A 17,583-nucleotide genomic window follows, 5' to 3' on the forward strand; every position below is an offset into this window, starting at 1 on the left:
GCCAGGTGCGACGCAATGACCGCGGCCGACACCATCTTCGCACTGGCAAGCGGCGGCGGACGCGGCGCCATCGCCGTGCTGCGCGTCTCCGGAGCGGAGAGTCGGGGCATCATCGCCCGGCTGGCCGGCGGGCTGCCCACCGCGCGAATGGCAAGCCTGCGATGGCTGCGGGACCCCACCACCGGCGACGCATTGGACCAGGCCCTGGTGCTCTGGTTCCCCGGGCCAAAATCCTACACGGGGGAGGATTCGGCCGAACTGCACCTGCATGGCGGGCCGGCAGTCATCGCCGCGGTGGGCGGCGCCCTGGCGGCGCTGGGGGCTCGGCCGGCGGAGGCGGGGGAATTCACCCGCCGCGCCTTCCTGAACGGCCGGTTGGACCTGACAGCCGCCGAGGGGATCGCCGACCTGATCGCGGCCGAGACAGAAGCACAGCGGCGGCAGGCTCTGCGCCAGGCGGATGGCGCGCTGGCGAAGCTCTATGGCGCCTGGTCGGAACGGCTGACCCGGCTGCTGGCGCACCAGGAAGCGGCGATCGAATTCGCCGAGGACGACCTGCCGACCGACCTCGGCGACCGGGCGCGCGACGGCGCCGCGACGCTCCGGGCCGAAATCGTCGCGCACCTGGCCGATGGCGGACGGGGAGAGCGGCTGCGGGAAGGCGTGCTGGTCGCGATCCTGGGCGCGCCGAATGCGGGGAAGTCGTCCCTGCTGAACGCCCTGGCGGGACGGGATGCGGCGATCGTCTCCGCCCGCGCCGGCACGACGCGGGACGTGGTGGAGGTGCGGCTGGCGCTCGCCGGCGTGCCGGTGACGCTGGCCGATACCGCCGGGCTCCGCGAGGCAGCCGACGAAATCGAGCAGGAAGGCATCCGCCGCGCCCACCGGCGGGCGGAGGAGGCCGACCTGGTGCTGGCCGTCTTCGCCGCCGATACCGCGCCGGACGCGGAGACCCTGGCCTGGGTGACACCCGGCGCGGTGGTACTGGCAAACAAGGTCGACCTGGCCCCGGCTCCGGGAAAGATCGGCGGCGTGGCGCCCTTGCCTGTTTCCGCGCGGACCGGCGCCGGACTCGAGGCGCTGCGCACGCGGCTGGAGGCGGAAGCCCGGCGCCTCGCCGGCGCGGCCGATGCCGCCGTCCTGACCCGGCCGCGGCATCGTGCGGCGCTGACCGAGGCCTCGGCCTGGCTCGCCGAAGCGGAGACCGCGCTGCTGCCCGAACTGGCGTCGGAGGCGCTCCGCGCCGCCCTTCGCGCCCTTGGCCGCCTGACCGGCCGGGTCGGCGTCGAGGACGTCCTCGACGTCATCTTCCGCGACTTCTGCATCGGCAAATAGCCCGTCTGCGAAGGCGGAGTCGCAAAGAAGGAGGGGGTTCGCGGGGGAGTTCTCTCCCCCGCGCCTTCCGTCTGCCTTATACCGCCGCACCATGGATTTCATCTTCGATGTCGTCGTCGTCGGTGGCGGCCATGCCGGCTGCGAGGCTGCGGCCGCAGCCGCCCGCTGCGGCGCCCGCACCCTGCTGCTGACCCACAAGGTCGAGACCATCGGCGAGATGTCCTGCAACCCGGCGATCGGCGGCGTCGGCAAGGGCCATTTGGTGCGGGAGGTCGATGCCCTGGACGGCATCATGGCCCGTGCCGCCGATGCCGCCGCCATTCATGTGAAGATGCTGAACCGATCCAAGGGCCCGGCGGTGCGCGGACCGCGGGCGCAGGCTGACCGGAGGCTCTACCGCGCGGCAGTGCGGGGCCTGCTGGAAGCGCAGGACGGCCTCACCATCCTCGCCGCTGCCGCGGAGGGGATCGAAACCGCGCCGGACCGCGGGGTGGTGGCGGTCGTCACCGGCGACGGGCGGCGGATCGCCTGCGGGGCGCTGGTGGTGACGACCGGTACCTTCCTGCGCGGCGAGATCCATATCGGCGAGACGCGCATCCCCGCCGGCCGTGTCGGCGATGCGCCGGCGGTCGGGCTGGCCCTGGCCTTCGAGCGGCTGGGCCTGCCCTTGGCCCGCCTGAAGACCGGCACCCCGCCGCGGCTCGACGGCCGGACCATCGCCTGGGGGGAACTGGAGGCGCAGCCGGGCGATGACCCACCCGAGCCGCTTTCCTGGATGACCGAACGGATCACCAACCGCCAGGTCGTTTGCGGCATCACCACGACGACGCCCGAGACCCATGCGGTCATCCGCGCCAATCTCCATCACAGCGCCGTCTATGGCGGCCGCATCCAGGGGGTGGGCCCGCGCTATTGCCCCTCGATCGAGGACAAGGTCGTCCGCTTCGCCGATCGCGAACGCCACCAGGTCTTCCTGGAGCCCGAGGGGCTCGACGACGACACGGTCTATCCGAACGGCATCTCCACCAGCCTGCCGGAGGATGTGCAGGCGGCGATGATCGCCTCCATGCCCGGGTTGCAGCGGGCGCGGATCGTCCGCCCCGGCTATGCGATCGAATACGACCATGTGGATCCTCGGGCACTGTCGCCGTCGCTTGAGGTCCGCGCCGTGCCACGGCTGTTCCTGGCCGGGCAGATCAACGGCACGACCGGCTACGAGGAAGCGGCGGCGCAGGGACTGATGGCCGGGCTGAACGCGGCGCAGCGCGCTTCGGGGGGCGCACCGGATCGGGTGCTGACGCGCGGCGAGGCCTATATCGGCGTGCTGGCGGACGACCTGACACTGCACGGCGTGTCGGAGCCTTACCGCATGCTGACCGCGCGGGCGGAGCATCGGCTGGTGTTGCGGGCCGACAATGCCGGGCTGCGCCTGACCGGGAAGGGCATCGCCTGGGGTTGCGTGGGGCCCGCACGATCCGCCCGCCATCGGGCCTTTGCCGCGGCGCTGGCGGATGCCCTGGCCCGTGCACGGTCGGACGGCACGACACCGGCCGCCCTGGCCGCCGCCGGGATCGCCGTGAACCAGGACGGCAAGCGGCGTTCGGTACTGGAAGTGCTGGCGCTGCCCGGCATCGATGCGCCGGCGGTCGACGGCGTCTTTCCCTGGCTGCGGGACCTCGCCCCGGCGCTGCGCGCGCAGCTTGAGGCAGAGGCGCTCTACGCCCCCTATCTCCGGCGGCAGGAGGCGGAGATGCGCCTGCTCGAGCGGGAGGAGCGCATGCCCATCCCCGACCATCTCGATTTCGGCGCCGTCCCCGGCCTGTCCTCCGAGATGCGTCAGCGCCTGACAGCGGCGCGCCCGGCTACGTTGGGGTCGGCCGGGCGCCTGCCCGGAATCACGCCCGCCGCCATCGCGGCGTTGGCCGTCGCTCTCCGCCGGGACGGGGTGCGTTCCACGTGAAACACCCCATCCCGCCCGTGGGGCCGGATCCGGCGCGGGAGGCGCTGCTCGCCGCCTATCGCGACCTGTTGCTGCGCTGGAACGCGACGATCAACCTCGTGGCGGCGAAGACGGCCGCCGACATCGATCGCCGGCACATCGCGGACAGCCTGCAGCTTCTGCCGCTGCTGCCGACCGAAGGCCCGATCGCGGACCTCGGTTCCGGGGCCGGCCTGCCGGGGCTGGTACTCGCCGCCGCCATGCCGGAGCGCGAAATCCACCTTGTCGAGTCGGACAAGCGCAAGGCCGCCTTCCTGATCGAGGCCGCCGGCACGCTGAAGCTGACGAAAGTGAAAGTGCATGCGACACGCATCGAGCAGGCCGCCCTCCCGCCGCTCGCCGCAGTCACGGCGCGGGCACTTGCGCCGCTCGCCGCACTCCTCGTCCATGCCGCGGAGTTCCTCGCCCCCGGTGGCATCGCCATCTTCCCGAAGGGCCGCACGGCCGAGCAGGAGTTGACGAGCGCCGCCGCGGACTGGCACTTCACCGTGGAGCGGTTCGCAAGCCGCACGGACCCCGAGGCCACCATCCTTCGCCTGAGCGAGATCAGCCGTGCCGGCCATTGAGCGCGCGCATCCCCGCATCATCGCCCTCGCCAACCAAAAGGGCGGCGTCGGCAAGACCACGACTGCCATCAACCTCGGCACGGCGCTGGCCGCCAAGCGCCGCGTCCTGCTCATCGACATGGACCCGCAGGGCAACGCCTCTACCGGCCTCGGCATCTCCCGCCAGGACCGCGGCGCCGGATCCTACGCGCTGCTCACCGGGGAACGGCGCCTGGCGGAGCTGCTGCGGCCGACGAAGATCCCGAACCTCACCCTCCTGCCGGCCGACCCGGAACTCGCCGGCGCGGAGATCGAACTCGTCGGCCTCGAGCACCGCGAACGCCGCCTGCGCGAGGCGCTGGAAACCCAGGCGGACGCCCTTGCGGGCATCGAGATCATCCTGATCGACTGCCCGCCCTCGCTCGGCCTGCTGACGCTGAATGCCCTGGTCGCGGCGAACGCCGTCCTGGTGCCGCTACAGACCGAATTCTTCGCCCTCGAAGGCGTCTCCCAGATCACCCGCACGGTGGACCGGGTAAAGCGCGTGCTGAACCCGACGCTTGAACTCGAAGGCATCGTGCTGACGATGTTCGATCGGCGGAACAACCTCTCGGAGCTCGTCGCCGCCGACGTTCGCGCCTTTTTCGGGGACAAGGTCTACACGACCATCATCCCGCGCAATGTCCGCATCTCGGAAGCACCGTCCCACGGGCTGCCGGTGATCCTCTACGACCACCGCTCCGCCGGCGCGCAGGCCTATGTGGACCTGGCAGCCGAACTGCTGCGGCGCGAACGCAAGGCGAGGAAATCCGCCGCATGAAGAAGCCCGCGCGGCTCGGCATGGGCCTCTCCGCCCTGATGGGCGACAACCAGGCTCCGGCGACGACGGCAAATGCTGCGCCGCGCACGCTGCCGATCGAGGCACTCGAACCCGGCCCATTCCAGGCCCGCTCCACGCCCGACCCGGCCGGGCTCGCCGAGCTCGCGGCCTCCATCCAGGAACACGGCATCCTTCAGCCGATCCTCGTGCGGCCCAAGCCGGGTGCGACAGGGCGCTTCGAGATCCTCGGCGGGGAACGCCGCTGGCGCGCCGCACAGCAGGCGAAGCTGCACGACGTGCCGGTCGTCATCCGCGACCTCGACGATCGCGCCGCCATGGCCGCCGGCCTGGTCGAGAACCTCCAGCGCGAGGACCTCAACGCCCTCGAGGAAGCCGAAGGCTACTCCCGGCTGATCGAGGAATTCGGCCTCAAGCACGAAGGCCTCGGCCAGGCCGTCGGCAAATCCCGCAGCCATGTCGCCAACACCCTCCGCCTGCTTAACCTGCCGGCACGCGTTCGGGAGATGCTGCGGCAGGGGACACTCTCCGCCGGCCACGCGCGCGCCCTGCTCGGCGCGGATGATCCGGAGAAGCTCGCCATGCTCGTCGCAGTGCGCGGGCTGTCAGTGCGGCAGACGGAGGCGCTGGCAGCGGCCCAGCCGCGCGATCCCACGACACGGCGCGCTGCCCGGCAGGACCCCGACACGGCAGCACTGGAACGGCGGCTGACGGAACGGATCGGGCTCAAGGTCGCGATCAAGGCCACCGGAAAAGGGGGGCAGGTCACGATCGCCTACCGAGACCTCGACCAGCTCGACGGGGTGCTCAAACTGCTCGATCCCGAAGGGTGATGCCGAGGGGGCGCCACCCCCTCGGGCTCCCCCGCCAGGAAACTCAGCTTCCTGGACCTTCGGCAAGAGGGCCGTTCAGCCTCGTCAGAATCACTGACGAAGAATGGCAGATCCTCTGACGATCGCCGCGATCATGCCTGGCGATGCTCCGGGCCCTCAAGGCATGCCGCCGGTAGCGGTTTCCGAGGTCCTTTCGGCCCTCGGCGGGGTGGTCCGGAGGGGCGGCGCCCCTCCGCCTTCACCCTCGCCTGCCCCGCACCGCCTCTCTCGCCAGCCCCAGGATCGCCGCCCGTGCCACCGCCTCGTCCGGCGTCCCGGTGGTCTTGGTCAGCCGCTCCGCCTCCAGCAGAGCGCTGCCGGCCGCCGCCAGCATCTCCGGCTTCCAGATCCGCAGCGCGCGCTCGAAGGCAGGGCGGCTCTTGAAGAAGACCGGCGGCCGCAACCCTTCCAGCGCGTCCCGTGGCGCAGCGCCCTTGGCCACGGCCTGCGCCGCGACTTCCAGCCGCTGCACGTGGCGCAGCGCCCCGCGCACCACCTGAACGGCATGCGCGCCCTCGGCAAAGGCCGCGTCCAGGGCGCGGTCCGCCCGCGGTGCATCGCCCTCGGTCGCTGCCAGCAATGCCGCGTCCAGGTCGAGCGCCGACCCTTCCGCCAGCGAGGCCAGCGCGTCCTCCTCCGTCACGCGACCGCCGGCGCCGACATACAGCGCCAGCTTCTCGCATTCCCGCCGCATCAGCAGCCGGTCCTCGCCGAGGCGCTGCGCCATCCAGGCGACCGCCAAGGGCTCGGCGGAGACGCCGAATTCCCGCAGCAGCGCGGTGATGGCGGTTTCCAGCGCCGCGCCGGTCTCCGCGTAGCAGGCGATCACCGCCGCCTCGGGCCCGGCCTTCTCCAGCGCCGCGCGCAGCCCCTTGCGGCCGTCGAGCGTCCCGGCCTCGAGCAGCACGATCCCCGGCCCCCTGCCGGCCAGCACCGCCTTGGCGGCGTTGGCGAGGCCATCCGTAGCGTCCCGCACCCGCACCAGACGGCCTCCGCCGGTCAGCGCCGGCGTCCCGGCTTCGCCCGCGAGCAGCGTCGCGTCCTTCGCCGCCATCTCGCGCGGGATCTCCACCAGGCGGAAGGGATCATCGCCGGCGACCGCGCGGGTCAGCGCCTCGCCGCGCTCGCGCACCAGGCCGCCATCCTCGCCGTGGATCAGTACGATCCGCACCGCACCGGGATCCGCCAGAAAGCCCGCGATCCGGCGCGCGTCGAGCTTGGCCATCGGCCGCTCAGCCTGCCTGCGTCCGCTCAGCCTCGAAGCGGACCGCGAGCCGCCGGACCATGTCGTCCGCGAGCTGCTCCACCAGCCGACGTTCCGTCGCCTCGCGTGCCGCCTCCGCCGCGAAGAACTGGTTCTCCGGCACGTTGTAGGCATCGAAGCTGCGTTCGACGCCATTGGCGACCAGCCGGGGCGGGGCCGCGGTGTCATAGAGGAACCAGTTCGCCGTGGCGGTAACGCGCACCCGGCTTGGGGTGCCATCGCGGGCGAAGCCCTGCAGCTCGACGCCATAGGCCAGGCCGACGCGCAGGTCGTAGCGCGCGGGGGCGCCCGTGCCCGAACCGAGCCGCTCCTCGAGCTGGCGGCGCAGGAGCTGCCCGTTGCGCTCGACGATCAGGCCGACGCGAACGGTCTCCAGACCCGGTGCCGTGGCGCCGGGGGCGCGAGGACCGTGCAGGGGCCGGAACCCGCAACCCGAGAGCAGGAGCAGCCCGAGGACCGCCCGGCGCGGCGAGGGCTCCGTCCTGCCCAAACCCGTCCGGCCAAATGCCTCGAGGCCTTCGAAGATGTCGGGTCCCGAGGGCCTTTCGGCCCGCGGTGGGGAAAGGTCCGGAGCAGGGCGGCGCCCTGCTCCGCGGCGCGCCCTAGACCACAAGGTTCACCACCCGTCCCGGCACATGGATGCGCTTGCGGATCGGCTTGCCGCCGAGAGCGCGCTGCACGTTCTCTTCCGCCTCCGCCGCGGCGAAGATCGCTTCCTCGCTGGCGCCGACCGGCACTTCGATGGTCGCGCGCAGCTTGCCCAGCACCTGCACGGCGAGGGTCACGCTTTCCGCCACCAGCAGGGCCGGGTCGGCCTCAGGCCACGGAAGCTGCGCCACCAGCGCGGCATCGTCCGGCCGCAGCATCGACCACGCCTCCTCCGCCAGGTGCGGCATCATCGGCGCGGACAGGCGCGCCAGCATCTCCAGCGCCTCCCGCTTCGCGCCGCCCGGCGCGTCCTTCGCCGCCTCGATCGCATTGGCGAATTCATAGAGCCGCGCGACCGCGACATTGAAGGCAAAGGTTTCCAGCGCCTCCGTCACCGCCGCGATGGTCCGGTGCGTCGCGCGGCGCAGCGCCTTGCCCTCCGCCTCCGGCGCCGTGCCGGCGGGCGGCAGGGACGGCAGCGCGTTCTCCACCATGCGGAAGACGCGCTGGGTGAAGCGGTAGGCGCCGGCGACGCCGGATTCGGTCCACTCCATGTCCCGGTCCGGCGGATTGTCGCTCAGGATGAACCAGCGCGCCGTGTCGGCACCGTACTTCGCGATGATCGCGCCCGGGTCGACGGTGTTGCGCTTCGACTTCGACATCGCCTCGACGCGGCCGATGCTGACAGGCTCGTTGCCGCCCTTCAGCGTGGCGACGCGCGTGCCGTCCGCCGCGGTGCCGAACTCGACTTCCTCGGGGTACAGCCAGCGGCCATCGGCGCCCTTGTAGCTCTCGTGCTGCACCATGCCCTGGGTGAACAGGCCGGCGAAGGGTTCCTCCACGCTCAAATGCCCGGTCGCCTTCATCGCGCGGGAGAAGAAGCGCGAATAGAGCAGGTGCAGGATCGCGTGCTCGATGCCACCGATGTACTGGTCCACCGGCAGCCAAGCATCGACCGCGGCCTTCGTGACCGGCGTCTCGGCGCGCGGGGAGCAGAAGCGCGCGAAGTACCAGGAGCTGTCGACGAAGGTATCGCAGGTGTCCGTCTCCCGCCGCGCGGGCTTGCCGCAGGACGGGCAGTTGACGTGCTTCCAGGTCGGATGGTGGTCGAGCGGATTGCCCGGCTTCGAGAAATCAACGTCCTCCGGCAGCCGCACCGGCAGGTCGCCCACCGGCACCGGCACCGCGCCGCAATCGTCGCAGTGGATCACCGGGATCGGGCAGCCCCAGTAGCGCTGGCGGGAGACACCCCAGTCGCGCAGGCGCCAGTTCACAACGCCGGTGCCGACGCCGAGGCGTTCCAGCTCCTCGATCGCGCTGCGCTTCGCCTGCGCGACGGGCAGCCCATCGAGGAAGCCGGAGTTGAACGCCGTGCCATCATCGGTGAAGGCCACGTCGGCCACGCTGAAGCGCGCCGGATCGGCGCCATGCGGCAGCACGACGGGCGTGACCGAGAGCCCGTACTTGCGCGCGAATTCAAGGTCGCGCTGGTCGTGCGCCGGGCAACCGAAGATCGCGCCGGTGCCGTATTCCATCAGCACGAAATTGGCGATCCACACCGGGTATTCCTGGCCAGTGAAGGGGTGCTTCACGCGGAAACCTGTGTCGAAGCCCTTCTTCTCGGCCTGTTCGATCGCCGCTTCCGAGGTGCCCATGCGGCGGCATTCCGCGACGAACTCGGCCGCGGCGGGATTCTGCGTGGCGGTCGCGGCGGCCAGCGGATGCTCCGCTGCGACGGCGAGGAAGGACATCCCGAACAGCGTGTCCGGCCGCGTCGTGAAGACCTCGACATCGCGGATGCCGTCCACCGGCTGCGCCAGGGCGAATTTCAGCCGCGCGCCCTCGCTCCGCCCGATCCAGTTGGACTGCATGAGCTTCACGCGCTCGGGCCAGCGATCCAGCGTGTTCAGCGCTTCCAGCAACTCGGGCGCGAATTTCGTGATCGTGAGGAACCACTGGGAAAGCTTCTTCTTCTCGACCAGCGCGCCGGAACGCCAGCCGCGTCCGTCGATCACCTGCTCGTTCGCGAGCACCGTGCTGTCCACCGGATCCCAGTTCACCCAGGATTCCTTGCGCTCGACCAGCCCGGCCTTCCAGAAGTCCAGGAACAGCCTCTGCTGCTGGCCGTAGTATTCGGGGTCGCAGGTGGCGAATTCGCGCGCCCATTCCAGCGACAGGCCCATGCGCTTCAGCTCGTCGCGCATGTTGGCGATGTTCTGGTAGGTCCAGGCGGCCGGGTGCACGCCGCGCTCGCGCGCCGCATTCTCGGCGGGCAGGCCGAAGGCGTCCCAGCCCATCGGGTGCATTACCAAGTGTCCGCGCGCCCGCTTGTAGCGCGCCACCACGTCGCCCAGCGTGTAGTTCCGCACATGCCCCATGTGGATCTTGCCACTGGGGTAGGGAAACATCTCCAGCACGTAGTACTTGCGCGCGCCCGCCGGCGGCACGTCGGGCACGGAGAAGCAGCCACGCTCCTCCCATGCCTGCTGCCAACGCGGCTCGGCGGCGGCGAAGTCGTAGCGGGGGACCGCCTTGTCCTGGGGTGCTGGGATGTCGTTCATTGCGCGCGCGCGTCTCGTGCCAAGCGGAAGCGGAAGGAGACGGATGCATAAGCCCCGCCGCGCCGGATTCCTAGGGCGCGACGCGCCACTCGCCGCCCTTCGCGTCACGCTGGCCCGCCTGCGGGGTCCCAGCATGGGCCTCGCCGCCGTTCCGGGCTGGCCGCGCAGGGGCGCCACACGGCCATGCCGCCAGCTTCCATTGGCAAACTGGATGCGCCGGACCACCTTCCCGGCGCTGGTGCGGCTGACCAGGGGCGCAGAGGCGTTCAGCCTGGCCAGCGCATCCCCTGTGGCGGAGGGTGGTGGCCGGCTGGGCAGATCCGCCCCTCGCCCTCGGGCGGGCTTCCCCTACCGCGTCGCCGTCGACTGGCTCCGCAGCTCGCGCGCGCGGGCCAGAACACGGTCCTCAAGCTCGGCGCCCGTGGCCGGGGCCACCAGCGCGTCCACCCAGTTGTTGCCCTGGCGCACCTGGCGGAACACCGAAATACGCACCCCGTCCGAACGAAGCTGCCGTCCCATGACATAGGCGGTGGCCTTGAAGCGCTCGTTCCCGGCACCCGGGGGCGAATACCAGTCGGTGATGATGACGCCGCCGAAGGGGTCGGCTGAGGCCAACGGCATGAAGGCCAGCGTGTCCAGCGTGGCGCGCCAGAGGAAGGCGTTCACGCCGAGGCCGGTGCCGCCGCCGGTGTCGTCCCGCGGCGTGCGGGAGGTGCCGAAGAGGACGATGCCGTCATCCTGCCCGGTCAGGCGCCCGGCCACGCGTTCGCGGCCGCTGCCGGCCGCGTATTCGTTCCGGCCGACTTCCCGGACATTGTCCGAGCCACAGGCCCCGAGCAGCGCGGAGACGCCGAGGGCACAGAAGACCGCAACGCGGCGGCGGCGGGGCATGGTCATGGGGATGGCGCGTGTCATGGCACGGCCTTGTAGCGCCTGAATTGGGGCGCTGAAAAGACGAAGGGCGGCAGGGTTGCCCCTGCCGCCCCCGAAAGTCACGCTTTCTGACGGATCAGAAGGCGAGGCGGATGCCGCCCATCAGCACGTTGATGGTGCGGGTGTTGCTGCCGTTGAACGAGGCCAGCGTGGTGCCGCTGCCGCCGTAGCGGGCGTCGGACGGGGCGCTGGTCGGAATGTTCTCGTCGTTGATGTTCTGGTAGATCACGTAGGTCGCGAGACCCGGCGCCAGGGTGTAGACGGCGCCGATGCCCCAGGCGGTGTGGGTGCGGTCGTCGAGGTCGCGGATCACGCCAGCGACGCGCTGCGAGCCGTTCGACTGCTTGCCCTGGCCGAAGTTACCACCGATCAGCAGCGGGCCCATCGTGTAGGTCGCGCCGATGATGAAGTGCTGGCTGTCGTCCAGACCGGCGTTCAACGCGCTGCGGGCCACCGAGGAGCCGTTGTAGGCGCCCCAGGTATACTCGCCGCCGAGGGCGAAGCCGTAGGCGGAAACCGTCAGGCCGACCGTGTAGGCGTTGACCTGCTGCGGGCGCGGGTTGAGCACCGCGCCGGTCGAGGCGAGGCGCGGGGCGTCGGCGTACTGGGTGCCGAAGCCGGCGTTCACGCCCACCGGGCCGAAGGTGCCGCGGTAGCGGATGGCCGCCGAGAGCTCGTTCTCGAGCCCCGTCCGGTCGCGCTGCGCAGACGCGGAGGCCGGCAGGTTCTCGCGCTCGCCCTCACCGCCGTTCGCCGCGTAGGACACGCCGAAGTCGAAGCCGGCGAACTGCGGCGACAGGTAGGTGATCTTGGTTGCGTCGCTGCCGTCGTTGATGCCCGACAGGACGTAGTTCGAGTACAGGCCGGTGCCGACGATGAAGTCGTACCAGTCGCCGTCCGAGGCGACCAGGCCGGCCGACGGGGCGCGGACCTGCAGCAGGCTCGCCGCGCTGTCTTCCTGGCCGAAGCGCAGCGTGCCGAGGTTCGGGAAGGACAGGTAGAGGTAGGCCTCGTCCATCGACACCGTGGTGCCGTCGGCGGCGCCGGTGGCGGTGTTGTCCATCTGGAACTCGAACACCGCACCGTAGGTCATGCCGTTGGCGGCACGGCCGTCGATGAAGACGTTCAGCTCGAGGTCGTTGCGGAAGTCATAGCGCTGGCGCGCCTGGCGGTTCGCCGCGGCGCCGGTCAGGCCCTGGGCGTCGTTGCGGCTGCGCGCGCGGTCCCAGTCGTCCTGGATGCCGGCCATGCTGAAGTCGAAGAAGCCGCCCAGGCGAACCGTCAGGCCGCTCGCCGCCGCGATGGCGGGCGTCGGGGCCGTCACGCCCTGCGTCCCGACCACGGCCGCGCCGGACAGCGGGGTGGCACCCGGAGCAGTGGTCACACCGGTCTGGGCGAACGCCGCCGGCGCCAGCAGGGCGGCGCCGACAACAGCGGTCGTCCCCAGCAGAATCTTGCGCATTCTAGTCCTCCTCATGGCCGGCGAACCGGCAGTTCCCAGGGCCCACCTGCCCCCCCGGACAGGGTCCGACATCGAATTCCCGCCAAGCAGGCAGAAAGGCAGTGTCGTGGCCTGCCCGGACTATGTCCCGCCCACACCGGGACGGGCAACCGTGCAGACGCCCGGGCCGCGACTTACCTGAGACACTGTGGCGAGAGCGCCACAGCCTGTGGCGCCAGCCCGCCGATCGCCGCCACCCCTGCGGCGCGTCGCGGCACCCTCCGAAGGGTCCGCACCGCCACCCCGCCGAGTGCCACGACCGCCACACCGCCCAACCGCCGCACCTCCGCCTGCCAGCGCAGGGGGCCAAGCGCCGGCGCGCCCGGGTGGCTCGCCGTCGGGAACAGCGGCGAGAGGAATACCAGCTCCGGCCGCAATCGCCTTACCCTTGCAACTCCGGCCGCGCCGCCATGCGCGGCCATTGTCAGCACCGCCCCCGGCAGCCCGGCCCGGCGCGCCGCCAGGAAGGGCAGCAGGCCACGCGCCACGCGCCGTTCCGGCAGATGCAGCCCGGCCCCGGCGGCCAGCGCCGCCCGCCCGTCACCCGCCACCACCAGCGCGAGCCCACGCCGCCGCGCCACGGCGCGAAGCCGGCCCAGAGCCGCGGGTGCCATGCCGCGCGCCACCACCCCGGCGCCGCGCGGCAGCCGCGCCGCCGCCTCACAGGGGTCCGGCAGGCGAACCGGATCCGAGAACAGCCATAACCCCGGCAGCCGGCGCCCCCGCCGCCACGGTGGATGGACGCGCCGCGCCCCTGCGCCGGGCAGCGCGATCAGGCGCCCCGCATCACCCACGCCGCGCCCGGCGCAGCACCAGGTCGCAGAAGGCCGCGGAGATCCGCCCGATGCCGGGCAGCAGGTACTCGAAGCCTTCGCGCGCCTCGGCGAACATCGCGCGCATGCTGGGGTTCGCCTCGAAGACCACCAGCCGGTCGTCGGGCAGCAGCGCCGCGTCGATGCCGAAGAAATCGAGGCCGAGCCGATCCGCCATTTCCCCCACCGCGATCAGCCGCGGCACGCCGAAGCGCTTCTCGAAGTGCTCGAGGTAGTCGATCTCCCGCGCCTGCTCCTCCGGATGCGCGCGCATGTAGGCGCGCGAATTCCGATGGTGGATGTTCCAGTCATCCGCGGTCGCCCAGTGCTCGGGCAGCACGCGGCCGCCGACGCAGAGCAGACGCGTCTTTCGCCACAACCCGTCGGCGTCGCGGAAGTCGACAAACTCGGTGATGAAGAGATCGGTCGAGGCCGGCAGCGCGGCGAGTTCCGCTTCGGCGCGCAGCAGCACCATGCCCTGCCCGGTATGCGTGCCGGCCGGTCGTGCGATCACCGGGAAATCGACCCCCGCCTCCGCCATCGCCGCCCGCACCGCCGCCGCCGTGTCGGGGGCGGCGGTCACGCGGAGCACGCGCGGGATGACCAAGCCCTCGATCCCCGCGAACAGCGCGGGGGCGAGGTCCCGCGCCGCCTGCGGCACGCTGGCCGGCGCATTGATCACCGGCAGGCCGAGTTTCTCCAGCGCCGTCGCCGCCAGGGCGAGGCTGCGCCGCATCCCCTCCGGCTCGGTGATGGCGTTGTAGGCCACGTCGCAGCGCGGCAGGCGGTCGAGCAGGCCGGGATCCTCGGCCAGCGCATCCACATAGAGGTCGACGCGCGCGAAACGCGCCGGGTCGAGGTGCTCGACCGCGTTGTTGTGGCCCTCGGGCAGCTTGGCGCCGCCGGGGGCGGGCTGGAAATGGCCGTCCTCCAGCGCCTGCAGGACCAGCACGGTCGCCTCGGCCGCGCCGCGCGCGGGAATGTGGACGAAGGGCCGCAGCCGGACCGCCTGGCGTGAGGCGGCCTGCGCCGCCGGCACGTCGCCGCGCGCCGCCGCCGCCACCGCGGCCGCGAGATGCGCATGGTCGTCGCCCGGTGCCAGGGCGACCGCGCGGGCGGCCGCCTCGGTCGCCGGCTCGTCGAGCCAGGCCAGCAGCAGGGCGAGGTTCGCATGCGCCTGGGCGAGGTCCGGCTTCGCGGCGATGGCGCTGCGGAAGGCGTTCGCCGCATCCGCCATGCGGCCGAGCGCGCGGAGCGCAAGGCCGAGGCTGTTCCACGCCGCCGCGGCGCGCGGGTCCTGCGTGACCACCTGACGCAGCGCGGCCTGCGCTTCCTCCATCCGGCCGAGGCCGATCAGGAGATCCCCCAGCCGATGGCGCGCGAGGCCGAGGCCGGAGTTCAGCGCCAGCGCCCGGCGCAGCGTCGCCTCGGCCTCCGCCGCCTGGCCCAGATCCGCCAGCGCGCCGCCGAGATTGGCTTGCGCCTCCGCGAAATCGGGCTTCGCCGCGACCGCTTCGCGGTAGGCGACCACAGCGCCGAGCGTGTCCCCGGCTTGAGTGCGCACATTCCCCAGGGCGATCAGCGCGCCGGGATGGCCCGGCCGGGCGGCGAGGGAGGCCTCGATGGCCTTCTCCGCCTCCTCCAGCGCGCCACGACCGCTCAGCAGGATGCCGAGGTTGAGCAATACCACAGCATTCGCCGGTTCCCGGGCCAGCACGCGGCGGAAGGTCGCCTCGGCTTCCGCCGCCTGGCCGGCCATGGCCTGGGCGTTGCCCAGCGCGACCACCCAGGAGACAGGAGCATTCTCCGCCCCCGCCGCCCGGCCGAGCGGCGCCAGCGCATCCTGCAGCCGCCCCAGGCGCAGCAGCGCCATGCCGCCGACATGCTGCACGCCGGGGTCGGCGGGGGCGGATTTCAACGCGGCGCGGGCGGCGGTCTCCGCCTCCGCGGGGCGGCCGGCGCGGAAAGCGGCCTCGACGGCGCGGAGGTGTTCGGCGGGTTGGCTCACCTGGTTGCCTTCCTGGTTTCGCAGCATGGCGCGGGCTGGCATCCCGCGGGCGCGCAGGTCTTAGAGCAGATCGCCGGTGGCTGGAATCAGCCGCATAGGTGGAGTTGCTGGCCGGGAATTGGCAGGCGCGGTTCGGTTGTGGACGGAGAGAGGCTCTGCCCCTCTCCGGACCTCACCCCGCCAAAGGGCTGTGCCCTTTGGAATGCCGGCACTTGGCGCCGTGCGCTGCTGGCGGTCTGCTTACCGAGGCCCGCTGCCGCGCGCGGGGCACAACAGTCGTGCCCGTCGCCAAATATCGGTTTCCAAAGGCCTTTGGTGGGGTGGTCTGGAGGGGGCAACGCCCCTCCGATCCCTTCGTCCATCCTCGCCCGAACCGGGCAAAGCGCCCCCCCCTCATTCCTGCCCCTCCCGCAGCCTGCTAGGCTCCGCCCCCATGCCCGATCTGCCCGACATCGCCGCCAACCTGGCAGCCATCCGCGCCCGGATCGCCGAGGCCTGCACCCGCGCCGGCCGCCCGGCGGACAGCGTGACCCTCGTCGCCGTCTCCAAGACCCACCCGCAGGAGGCCGTGGTCGCTGCCCTCGCCGCCGGCCAGACCGTGTTCGGCGAGAACCGCGTGCAGGAGGCGGCGGCGAAGTTTCCCGGCCTGCGCGCCGCCCACCCGGCCATGCGCCTGCACATCATCGGCGGGCTGCAGACCAACAAGGCACGCGACGCCGTCGCCATCGCCGACGTCATCGAGAGCATCGACCGCCCCAGGCTTGCCGCCGCCATCGCCGAGGCCATGAGGAAGGAAGGCCGCCGCCCGGACTGCCTCATCCAGGTCAACACCGGCGACGAGACGCAGAAATCCGGCGTGCCCCGCGCCGAGGCCGACGCCTTCATCCGTGCCGCGCAGGACGATTTCGGCCTGCCCGTCACCGGCCTGATGTGCATCCCGCCGGTCGACCAGGACCCGCGGCCGCATTTCGCCTACCTGCGGGAACTGGCCGCGAGGCACGGCCTGCGCGAGCTCTCCATGGGGATGAGCGCGGATTTCGAGGCGGCGGTCGCCGAAGGCGCCACGCTGGTCCGCATCGGCACCGCCATCTTCGGCCACCGCCCCGCGCCTGCCTGATCCGGGGCGCTTGACGCGCCAGCCCTGGCGCGGGATCACGCCCGCCCACAGAAACCGGACGGTGCCTTCGCGATGAGCCGCGTCTTCTCCGGCATCCAGCCCTCGGGCGTGCCCACCCTCGGCAACTATCTCGGCGCCATCCGCAACTGGGTGCCGCTGCAGGACACGCACGAGGCGATCTACTGCGTGGTCGACCTGCATGCGATCACCCAGTGGCAGGACCCGGCCGACCTGCGGCGCCAGACGCGGGAAATGGCCGCGGCGCTGATCGCCTGCGGCCTGGACCCCAAGCGCTGCACTCTGTTCGTCCAGTCCCATGTGCGCGCCCATGCGGAGCTCGCCTGGATCTTCAACTGCGTCGCCCGCCTCGGCTGGCTCAACCGCATGACGCAGTTCAAGGACAAGGCCGGCAAGGACCGCGAGGCCGCGTCGTCCGGCCTCTACGTCTATCCGAACCTGATGGCGGCCGACATCCATGCCTATCACGCGACCAAGGTGCCGGTCGGCGACGACCAGAAGCAGCACCTCGAACTCGCCAACGACATCGCGCAGAAGTTCAACCACGACTACGGCGTGGAGTTCTTCCCCAACATCGAGCCGCTGATCCAGGGCGTCGCCGCGCGCGTCATGTCGCTGCGCGACGGCTCGAAGAAGATGTCGAAGTCGGATCCCTCGGACCAGTCGCGCATCAACCTGACCGACGATGCCGACAGCATCGCCCAGAAGATCAAGCGGGCGAAGACCGACCCGGAGCCGCTGCCGGACCACCTGGCCGGCCTCGAAGGGCGGCCGGAGGCGCGCAACCTGGTGGGGATCTTCGCCGCCATCACCGGCACCCTGCCGGAGAACGTGCTGCGCGAGCACGGCGGGCAGGGCTTCGGCGCCTTCAAGAACACGCTGACGGAGGCCCTGGTCGACCACCTCTCGCCCATCGCGGCGGAGATGAGGCGGCTGCTTGAAGACCCGGCGGCGCTCGACGCGGCGCTGCGGCTGGGGGCGGAACGCGCCAGCGCGATCGCGGAACCGATCGTCACCAAGACGCGGGATATCGTCGGGTTTCTGCCCGCGCGGTGACGAAAGGAAAGGCCGGGGGAAGGGAACTTCCCCCGGACCTCCAACCTTCTTTGGCTTCTGGAGGCCGACGGGCGGA

The 17,583-nt window shown here is 71.8% G+C and carries 14 protein-coding genes; 7 read left to right on the forward strand and 7 right to left on the reverse strand.

Going from position 1 to position 17,583, the window contains the following annotated elements; translation table 11 throughout:
- The first annotated feature begins 15 nt into the window (after positions 1-15).
- From mnmE to GXW74_RS14900, 5 genes are all read left to right on the forward strand, one after another.
- Positions 16-1,335, forward strand: a complete 1,320-nt coding sequence (mnmE, locus tag GXW74_RS14880) for a tRNA uridine-5-carboxymethylaminomethyl(34) synthesis GTPase MnmE (protein ID WP_211847309.1) — start codon at positions 16-18, stop codon at positions 1,333-1,335.
- Positions 1,336-1,426: 91 nt separating this feature from the next.
- Positions 1,427-3,295: a tRNA uridine-5-carboxymethylaminomethyl(34) synthesis enzyme MnmG gene (mnmG, locus tag GXW74_RS14885; RefSeq protein ID WP_211847310.1), complete on the forward strand. Its 1,869-nt coding sequence runs from the start codon at positions 1,427-1,429 to the stop codon at positions 3,293-3,295.
- Positions 3,292-3,900 (forward strand): 16S rRNA (guanine(527)-N(7))-methyltransferase RsmG, encoded by a 609-nt coding sequence (gene rsmG / locus GXW74_RS14890; RefSeq protein WP_338148242.1) that lies wholly within the window; start codon positions 3,292-3,294, stop codon positions 3,898-3,900. The genes mnmG and rsmG overlap by 4 nt, the downstream gene beginning before the upstream one ends.
- A complete protein-coding gene (locus GXW74_RS14895) occupies positions 3,887-4,699 on the forward strand; it encodes a ParA family protein (RefSeq protein WP_211847311.1) in 813 nt (270 codons plus the stop codon). The genes rsmG and GXW74_RS14895 overlap by 14 nt, the downstream gene beginning before the upstream one ends.
- Complete coding sequence (locus tag GXW74_RS14900; protein WP_246523380.1) at positions 4,696-5,550, forward strand: ParB/RepB/Spo0J family partition protein; 855 nt, start codon at positions 4,696-4,698, stop codon at positions 5,548-5,550. Before GXW74_RS14895 ends, GXW74_RS14900 begins: the two co-directional genes overlap by 4 nt.
- A 238-nt stretch (positions 5,551-5,788) precedes the next feature.
- On the opposite strand, the gene holA is transcribed toward GXW74_RS14900, so the two are convergent.
- The 7 genes from holA to GXW74_RS14935 form a co-directional block, all read right to left on the reverse strand.
- Positions 5,789-6,814: a DNA polymerase III subunit delta gene (gene holA, locus GXW74_RS14905; RefSeq protein ID WP_211847312.1), complete on the reverse strand. Its 1,026-nt coding sequence runs from the start codon at positions 6,812-6,814 to the stop codon at positions 5,789-5,791.
- A 7-nt stretch (positions 6,815-6,821) separates the two neighbouring features.
- The gene (gene lptE / locus GXW74_RS14910) at positions 6,822-7,343 is read right to left on the reverse strand and encodes an LPS assembly lipoprotein LptE (protein ID WP_211847313.1); all 522 of its coding nucleotides are present in this window, start codon (positions 7,341-7,343) and stop codon (positions 6,822-6,824) included.
- Between the two features lie 112 nt (positions 7,344-7,455).
- Positions 7,456-10,062 (reverse strand): leucine--tRNA ligase, encoded by a 2,607-nt coding sequence (gene leuS, locus GXW74_RS14915; protein WP_211847314.1) that lies wholly within the window; start codon positions 10,060-10,062, stop codon positions 7,456-7,458.
- Positions 10,063-10,410: 348 nt separating this feature from the next.
- A complete protein-coding gene (locus GXW74_RS14920; RefSeq protein WP_246523382.1) occupies positions 10,411-10,959 on the reverse strand; it encodes a DUF3576 domain-containing protein in 549 nt (182 codons plus the stop codon).
- Between the two features lie 112 nt (positions 10,960-11,071).
- Positions 11,072-12,457 (reverse strand): porin, encoded by a 1,386-nt coding sequence (locus GXW74_RS14925; protein ID WP_211847315.1) that lies wholly within the window; start codon positions 12,455-12,457, stop codon positions 11,072-11,074.
- Positions 12,458-12,630: 173 nt separating this feature from the next.
- Positions 12,631-13,290 (reverse strand): thiamine phosphate synthase, encoded by a 660-nt coding sequence (locus GXW74_RS14930; RefSeq protein ID WP_338148243.1) that lies wholly within the window; start codon positions 13,288-13,290, stop codon positions 12,631-12,633.
- Entirely contained in the window at positions 13,283-15,316 is a 2,034-nt protein-coding gene (locus GXW74_RS14935; protein WP_211847316.1) for a tetratricopeptide repeat protein, read from the reverse strand. Before GXW74_RS14935 ends, GXW74_RS14930 begins: the two co-directional genes overlap by 8 nt.
- 433 nt (positions 15,317-15,749) lie before the next feature.
- On the opposite strand from GXW74_RS14935, the gene GXW74_RS14940 reads away from it, so the two are divergent.
- Positions 15,750-16,433, forward strand: a complete 684-nt coding sequence (locus tag GXW74_RS14940; protein WP_211847317.1) for a YggS family pyridoxal phosphate-dependent enzyme — start codon at positions 15,750-15,752, stop codon at positions 16,431-16,433.
- A gap of 72 nt (positions 16,434-16,505) precedes the next feature.
- Positions 16,506-17,507: a tryptophan--tRNA ligase gene (gene trpS, locus GXW74_RS14945; protein WP_211847318.1), complete on the forward strand. Its 1,002-nt coding sequence runs from the start codon at positions 16,506-16,508 to the stop codon at positions 17,505-17,507.
- The last annotated feature ends 76 nt before the right edge of the window (positions 17,508-17,583 follow it).

Source organism: Neoroseomonas eburnea, from assembly GCF_018129005.1.
Lineage (GTDB): Bacteria > Pseudomonadota > Alphaproteobacteria > Acetobacterales > Acetobacteraceae > Neoroseomonas > Neoroseomonas eburnea.

Bases quoted from the DNA above. Each gene is read 5' to 3' on its own strand.
- GXW74_RS14925 (WP_211847315.1), bottom strand. From the start codon at position 12,457: ATGCGCAAGATTCTGCTGGGGACGACCGCTGTTGTCGGCGCCGCCCTG.
- GXW74_RS14920 (WP_246523382.1), bottom strand. From the start codon at position 10,959: ATGACCATGCCCCGCCGCCGCCGCGTTGCGGTCTTCTGTGCCCTCGGC.
- GXW74_RS14900 (WP_246523380.1), top strand. From the start codon at position 4,696: ATGAAGAAGCCCGCGCGGCTCGGCATGGGCCTCTCCGCCCTGATGGGC.
- GXW74_RS14940 (WP_211847317.1), top strand. From the start codon at position 15,750: ATGCCCGATCTGCCCGACATCGCCGCCAACCTGGCAGCCATCCGCGCC.
- mnmE (WP_211847309.1), top strand. From the start codon at position 16: ATGACCGCGGCCGACACCATCTTCGCACTGGCAAGCGGCGGCGGACGC.
- trpS (WP_211847318.1), top strand. From the start codon at position 16,506: ATGAGCCGCGTCTTCTCCGGCATCCAGCCCTCGGGCGTGCCCACCCTC.
- mnmG (WP_211847310.1), top strand. From the start codon at position 1,427: ATGGATTTCATCTTCGATGTCGTCGTCGTCGGTGGCGGCCATGCCGGC.
- holA (WP_211847312.1), bottom strand. From the start codon at position 6,814: ATGGCCAAGCTCGACGCGCGCCGGATCGCGGGCTTTCTGGCGGATCCC.
- leuS (WP_211847314.1), bottom strand. From the start codon at position 10,062: ATGAACGACATCCCAGCACCCCAGGACAAGGCGGTCCCCCGCTACGAC.